Annotated in this window: 7 protein-coding genes; 4 read left to right on the forward strand and 3 right to left on the reverse strand. The window is 36.0% G+C overall.

The window, feature by feature from the left end; genetic code table 11:
• Positions 1-525 (forward strand): FISUMP domain-containing protein (locus D5J18_RS06700; protein ID WP_311394704.1); only part of this gene is annotated, 525 nt, incomplete at its 5' end.
• Between the two features lie 253 nt (positions 526-778).
• Here D5J18_RS06700 and D5J18_RS06705 read toward each other — a convergent pair.
• Positions 779-1657, reverse strand: coding sequence for a hypothetical protein (locus D5J18_RS06705; protein WP_119058245.1), 879 nt, complete (start codon positions 1655-1657; stop codon positions 779-781).
• Between the two features lie 23 nt (positions 1658-1680).
• Here D5J18_RS06705 and D5J18_RS06710 point away from each other — a divergent pair, with 23 nt between their 5' ends.
• Positions 1681-2712 (forward strand): glycosyltransferase family 4 protein, encoded by a 1032-nt coding sequence (locus tag D5J18_RS06710; RefSeq protein ID WP_165844978.1) that lies wholly within the window; start codon positions 1681-1683, stop codon positions 2710-2712.
• Here the strand turns inward: D5J18_RS06710 and hemB are convergent.
• Positions 2701-3675: a porphobilinogen synthase gene (gene hemB, locus D5J18_RS06715; protein ID WP_119058247.1), complete on the reverse strand. Its 975-nt coding sequence runs from the start codon at positions 3673-3675 to the stop codon at positions 2701-2703. The genes D5J18_RS06710 and hemB overlap by 12 nt on opposite strands.
• 113 nt (positions 3676-3788) lie before the next feature.
• Between hemB and accD the strand changes: the two genes are divergently transcribed.
• Positions 3789-4631 carry an acetyl-CoA carboxylase, carboxyltransferase subunit beta gene (accD, locus tag D5J18_RS06720; RefSeq protein WP_119058248.1) on the forward strand — a complete coding sequence of 281 codons (843 nt, stop codon included), beginning with the start codon at positions 3789-3791 and terminating at the stop codon, positions 4629-4631.
• A 140-nt stretch (positions 4632-4771) separates the two neighbouring features.
• On the opposite strand, the gene D5J18_RS06725 is transcribed toward accD, so the two are convergent.
• Positions 4772-5479: a thiamine diphosphokinase gene (locus D5J18_RS06725; RefSeq protein WP_119058249.1), complete on the reverse strand. Its 708-nt coding sequence runs from the start codon at positions 5477-5479 to the stop codon at positions 4772-4774.
• A gap of 97 nt (positions 5480-5576) precedes the next feature.
• On the opposite strand from D5J18_RS06725, the gene hutG reads away from it, so the two are divergent.
• Positions 5577-6506, forward strand: coding sequence for a formimidoylglutamase (gene hutG / locus D5J18_RS06730; RefSeq protein ID WP_119058250.1), 930 nt, complete (start codon positions 5577-5579; stop codon positions 6504-6506).
• The last annotated feature ends 560 nt before the right edge of the window (positions 6507-7066 follow it).

Below are 7066 nucleotides of genomic sequence, written 5' to 3' on the forward strand. Positions count from 1 at the left end.
GGTTCATATTACCAATGGCAGCGAGCGAGTGATGGGCATGAGTTTAGGGGTTCAGAAACTACCCCTAAACTAGCCGATACTTGGACAGACACAGGCGAAGCAGCAGGGAAGTTTATTATTAACGATAATGGTTGGGTAAAAAATAATCCTTTATTACCCGATAACTTGTGGCAAGCAGGCGAAGTCGGAGTTAATAACCCTTGCCCGTCAGGTTACCATGTTCCGACTGAGCAGGAGTGGGAGAAATTTCATTTGGTTGTAGCGAGCAGTTCTGGAAAGAGTGGCGGTATTGGAGTTTTTACTAATCAAATGTTTACACAGACTAAGTTACCAAACCTTGCAGCTGCTAGCTTACGTTCTGAAGGAGAGATACAGAACAACGAGGATCCTCTAGGGTACTACTGGAGTAGCTCTGCTCGCGAATTAAACAACACTTACATGTTATACTTCTACAATGGCTACAGCGGTGTGAATGAATACAGCACCCATGATTCAGGGTTCAGCGTGCGTTGTATTAAAGATTAAAGCTTTTTAGCCCTCTGTAAGGAGGGCTATTTTTTTATAGCTTTTTTTAGTTTAATGCTTTTTATTTTGTTAAAAATTTTTATTAAGAAATTAAGGCTACAAAAGTCTTGGAGCTTAGAGAGCGAGTGTAATTATTATATTATCAGTTAAGTTAGCCTCAGGAGTGGTTAAATCTCATCCATTTGCATCATTTTTATTCTAATTAAATCAAAAGGCATAATGAGTTCAATGAGAAACATAATATTAGTCGCTGTCAGTGAGGATTCTTTAGGTTATCATTTTTTGAATCTACTTCGTTAGACTGGAGTCGGTTTAGGTAAATTTTTGATTTCTTTTCTAGCAGTTCTTTGATGTCAAACGAATTATTGTTTTTCAATAAATTTTGAAATTGTAGTTTATCAGTTTGGACAGCAAAGAAAACAAAGTTGAATACCTTTTCTTCTGGAATTTTTAAAGCCTTAGAAAAAAAATCTTCGGGGACTATGGCTAAAATCTTTTTTGTCGTTTCATCTAATTGGTTATATTTATAGAGTCTTTCTTCTTTTTTGTAATAGCCCAAAATTAATTTATATAAAGTTCCTATATTTAATTTTGTAGGGAGAGGAATCCCAAATAAATTCGGAAACAGATCTCCCATTTTTTCTCGGCGTTGAATCTCTTTGCTTTTAATGTCCAATCCCAATCGGCTGTAGAGAGCACTAATCGTATCAAAATAAGCAACACTGGCCAAGTCGGTCTTTAAATTCCCTGTGAGTGGCGGGTTTGCTATGATTTCATCTAATTGAATGATTTCATTTTCCATCAGTACAACTACTTTCTCTTTAGAGAAAATCTGAGGTGTGATTTCTAAATGTTTTTCGCTCAAAAACTCACCACTAAAACGCAATGAATCGCCAAGCATAGCCTCTATTTCAAAACCGCCAACAATATCAGGGAGTGTATAATTTTTTGTTCGTAGATTCTGAATATAAATACCATTGAAATCTCTAATTTTTTCAGTTAAAACGATGCTACCCTTTATTTTTTTAATTTGAGCGTTAGAAAAACCAAAAAATGAGATGAAAAAAAGAAGGCTTAAAAAATATTTTAAGTCAAAAGAAGCTTTTTTAGAAACAATAGTTTTATTTTGCATACATGATTCCTTATAAAATATTGATGGTCTATCCTCAAAAAACAACTTTCGTGAAAAATGATGTCGCCATTCTCCAAGAATTTTGCGAAGTAAAGCAACAACAATTTTTCTTGAAAAAATCTACATTAACATTTTTTTATTACCAATTTAAGGGAATTTTAGAACTTATAAAAAACATCCCGTCCAGAGACTTAGTCTACGTGTGGTTTAATGATTATCATGCTTTTTGGGCATGTTTGCTAGCCAAAATCTTCCGAAAAAAAGTATTAATTGTAGTCGGTGGATACGACGCGGTATGCATCCCTTCGATTGAATTTGGTTTATTTTATAAAAAAAATCTAAGAACACGCTTAGCCCGCTGGGTTTACCAAAATGTTGATCACATTCTTCCAGTAGATGAAAGTATGATAAAAAACGAAAACCGCTATGCTGGGGGAGATGCTACCACTGGGATTTTAAATTTTATGCCTGAGCTAAAAACACCTATTACTGTGATTCCTACAGGCTATGCTGCAGGCGATTGGTATGCTAAAGAGAAAAAGAATCAAGTGCTCACAGTCGGCCAGATTTCGGGTAAAAAAGTTTATTGGCTAAAAGGGATTGACTTTTTCTTGAAATTGGCTGAGAGGCACCCACAAATCAAATTTATAGTTGCAGGCGTGCAGCAAGAAAATATAATACCAGAAAAATTTAAAGCCTTAAAAAATCTTCAAATTTTACCTCATTTAGGGAAAGAAGAATTAAAAGAATTGTATGCAGAAACTAAAGTTTATGCTCAGTTTTCGCTAAGCGAAGGTTTGCCCAATGTGCTCTGCGAGGCAATGATGAGCGAGTGTGTGCCAGTGGGTTCTGCGGTGAATGGAATTCCTAGAGCCATTGGCGATTGCGGCTATATTCTAAATTCACCCAATCTGGAAGAAGCGAGCGAGAAAATTTTAAAAGCCTTAGAAAATAATGAAATAGGAAAATGTGCCCGAAACCGAATTCTGGCGCATTTCCCTGTTTCATTAAGAAAAAAGAGTTTAAGTCAAATCATTCATGATTTATTGGACTAAAGCGGCGACTTCCTTTGCAAAGTAAGTATTGATAACGGAAGCGCCAGCTCTTTTGAAAGCAAATATTTGCTCCAAAAGACATTTCTCAAAATCCAAAAAACCGTTGGCAGCAGCGCTTTTTAGCATTGCGTACTCTCCACTCACTTGGTAAACGGCAATGGGTAATTTGCTGTATTCTTTTAGACGATAAATCACGTCGAGATAAGCCAATCCTGGTTTTACCATCAAAATATCAGCACCTTCTAAGATGTCGTTCTCTGCCTCGTGCAGCGCTTCATCAGCGTTAGCAAAATCCATTTGGTAAGTTTTTTTGTCGCCAAAACCAGGAGCAGAATCCAGTGCATTTCTGAACGGGCCGTAGAAAGAGCTAGCATATTTGGCCGTATAACTCATGATGCCTACATCGCTAAAGCCATTGTTTTCTAAAGTTTCACGAATCGCCAAAATTCGCCCATCCATCATATCAGACGGAGCAATGAAGTCAGCTCCTGCCTCGGCATGGCTCAGTGCCATTTGTGCTAAAATTTCGTTGGTTTTGTCATTCAAAATTTTTCCATCTTCCACCACGCCATCGTGCCCGAAAGAAGAATAAGGGTCTAGAGCCACATCAGTGAAGACCAACACGTTAGGGAAATTCTCTTTAATTTTACGAATCGAACGCTGCATCAACCCATTGGGATTCAGAGCCTCGGTACCTTCATTATCTTTTTTATCCGCATCAACTTTGCAATAAATATTCACGGCTTTGATGCCCAATTTTGTTGCTTTTTCAATTTCATCCATCAGTAAATCTAGGCTGAACCTAAAATAATCTGGCATGCTGCTAATTTCTTCTTGTGTATTTTCACCTTCCATGATAAAAAGCGGCATTATCAAATCATCGGCTGATACATGATTTTCTCTCACCAGAGAGCGGATACTTTCATTAGTTCTCAATCTTCTATTTCGCTGAAAAGGATACATAATTTTAAATTTTAGTTGAACCAAATTTACAAAAATGCTTTAGCTTTATCAGAAATCTTCCGTTAGAATTAATAATATTTTATACATTTATCTTTTAGAATAAAATTGATTGTATGGCTTGGTTTAGAAGAAAGAAAAAAAATATTCAAACTTCTACAGAAGAAAAGAAAGATACGCCCAAAGGCTTGTGGTACAAAACACCTACAGGTAAAATTATTGAAACAGAGGAGCTTGAGCGTAATAATTATGTAAGTCCCGAAGACGATTTTCATGTAAAGATCGGTTCGCAGCAATATTTTGAAATTCTTTTTGACGACAAAAAATATGAAGAATTACATAAAAATATTGAAAGTAAAGACCCGCTAAATTGGGAAGATTCTAAAAAATATACCGACAGAATTAAAGAAACGAAGAAAAAAACTGGTCTGAAGGATTCCATTCGCACCGCAACGGGAAATTTAGAAGGGAAAAAAGTCGTAGTGAGTGCAATGGATTTTAACTTTATTGGTGGTTCCCTGGGCTCTGCAATGGGTGAGAAAATCGTTCGAGCGATAGACTATTCCATTAAAAATAATTTGCCTTACATTTTGATTTGTAAATCAGGTGGAGCAAGAATGATGGAAGCAGCTCACTCTCTAATGCAAATGGCAAAGGTAGAGGCAAAGCTCATTCAGCTAGCAAACAAGAAGTTACCCTACATCACGCTACTCACCGACCCTACATTTGGTGGCATCACGGCCTCCTTTGGTATGATGGGCGACATCACCTTGGCAGAACCCGGTGCTTTGATTGGCTTTGCAGGACCACGTGTAATACGCGAAACAATAGGCCAAGATTTACCCGAAGGTTTCCAAACTTCAGAATTTTTGCTAGAGAAAGGTTTTATAGATGTGATTGTTCACCGCTCGAGTCTGAAAATGAGACTGAGCCAACTTATTGATTTACTGATGGAATAGCAGACGAGTTTAAATTTCAAAATTTTTTAAAAACCTTAGGGAATTTTTTATTGGAAAATTTCCTAAGGCTTAATTTTTTTATAATTGCTTGCTTAAATAATCATTACAACAGCTAATAATTTTTATAAGGCTAGAAAATTTTAAGAAAAATCCCGATGATACTTGGAAACAAAAACTAGCATTTCGCCTTCGTCATACTGAATTTTCACTTCTTCTTCCAAGCTGTGGTTTCGTGTGCTGATGAACTCATTGAGCTGAAGATCAACTTTATTCAAAGGGTAAAACAAGCCTTCCGAAACAACATTTTTAGCTAAAGGAAAGGGATAAAGAGAAATGATTCTGTTTTTTGTGTTGTGTAAAATAACTGGATTTTTTGCAAAAAAGAAAACTGAAAAATCATCATGAAAACTGATTCTAATTTTATCTTTGAACTTCAATGCTGTGGATAAATTACCGAGAAAATGGTCGTGCTCTAAGCCCGTGGCACCATACACATCTACCGACTGAAATCCACGCTTTTCAATTTCAACCAAAGATTTATGGAAGTCGGTGAATTTTTGATTGGAACGGCGCAAAACTTCTATGGTAGAATCTAAGTTTTCTAGGCAAATACTATCAAGGTCACCAACTATGACTTCTGGTTGAATCCCTATTTCTAGAGCTTTGGCATAGGCACCGTCCGTACAAAAAATACCATTGAATTTAGAGATGTCAATTTTCTCTTTGGGTGGTTTACCATTGATGATTAAGAGTGCTTTTTTCATAGAATTTTTTAAGGCTTTAGAAATTTTTTCCCCGTCATACAAAGAAGTTTCGCCAGTGTCACCTTTTTTGGTGTAAATTTTCATACATTGTAGCTTTAAATTAAAAGATAAGTAAAATTGAGAAAATTTTAGAAATTTTTTTAAGCCTTAGAAAATTTTAAACAAAATAAAATTAAGAGAAATGAAAGAAGAGTTTAGCCCCAAGTGGTGGCAAGGGCGTATTGATGAAGAAGTTGGGGAGAAAAGCTGGCGGTGGCATCAAGTGATAAAAGCTTATAGCGAAGAAGCGGAAGAAAATAGTTTTGTATTCCTAGGTTTTGCTTGTGATGAAGGCGTGCGACGAAACCAAGGTAGAGTGGGGGCTGCCGCTGCTCCGCAGAAAATCAGGCAATTCCTATCAGGCATACCCTATCATCAGCCGTTAAATCTCTTGGATGCTGGGGATATTCTTTGTGAAAATGGAGACTTGGAAAAAGCACGAGAATTGCAAACAGAAATTGTGAGCCAAATGATTCTGCAGAATCAGAAGCCCATCGTCTTGGGTGGTGGGCATGAGGTGGCTTTGGGTAATTTCGCAGCACTTTTTCAGCACGAGAAAAATATTGGAGTCATTAATATCGATGCTCATTTTGATTTGAGGAAACCATCGCCGCAAACAAATTCAGGCACAGGTTTTTATGAAATGAATGCTTTGGCAGATAAAAATAATTCAAAGTTTAAGTATTTTTGTTTAGGAATTCAGAGTTATGGGAATACCCCGATTTTGTTTCAAAAAGCGGATGAAATTGAAGCGAATTACATTTTTGCCGAAGAAATTCATCAAAATTTAAATTGGGAAGAAACTTTGCAGGAATTTATTGAAAAAGTAGATGTGCTTTACTTGACTCTAGATATGGATGTATTTGACGTAGCTTACGCACCTGGCGTTAGTGCCACTTGTGTGAACGGTTTAACGCCCTTCCAAGTACAGAAAATACTGAAACTGGTAAGTAAATCGGGGAAATTAGCGCTGACGGATGTAGCAGAGCTCAACCCTAATTTTGATATTGATGACTGCACGGCGAAATTAGCAGCGTATATGATTGCTTATATTATCGAAAATTGGAAGTAATTTTTTTAAAGGCTTAAAAAAAACAGGAAGAGAAAAAGCGTTCATAACATAGTCAAAACGTCCACCATGCGAGCATAAATTCATCATTAATAGAGATTAGTTATAATATCATTCAATATATTAAGTAGGGTAATCAAAAAAAAACAAAAAAAAACTCAATTATATCCATCTGTAAATCAATCAATTACAATTTATTTAAAAAAAAGTTACAAAAAACAGGGTAAAAAATTTGGATGGGAATAAAAATAGTATTTATATTTGCGGTCCTTTTGAGAGAGAGAGTTATTTGAAGGTTTGATAAAAAAAAGGATAAATTTTTTTTGGATTAAAAGAAAAAGAATTTATATATTTGCAGCCCTTTTAGGGTAGAGGAGTTCATAAAGATAGAAATAAGATACAAATTAGAAGACAAAATAAGCAAAAGAAGCCAAGTGTCAATTTGATGAGTTTGGGGATAGCTTTTCAGTTATAATTATTATTTAAGACATTAGATAATTTAAGGAATAACAACGGAGAGTTTGATCCTGGCTCAGGATGAACGCTAGCGGGAGGCTTAACAC

The organism is Candidatus Ornithobacterium hominis, assembly GCF_900538215.1.
Taxonomy (GTDB): Bacteria; Bacteroidota; Bacteroidia; order Flavobacteriales; family Weeksellaceae; genus Ornithobacterium; species Ornithobacterium hominis.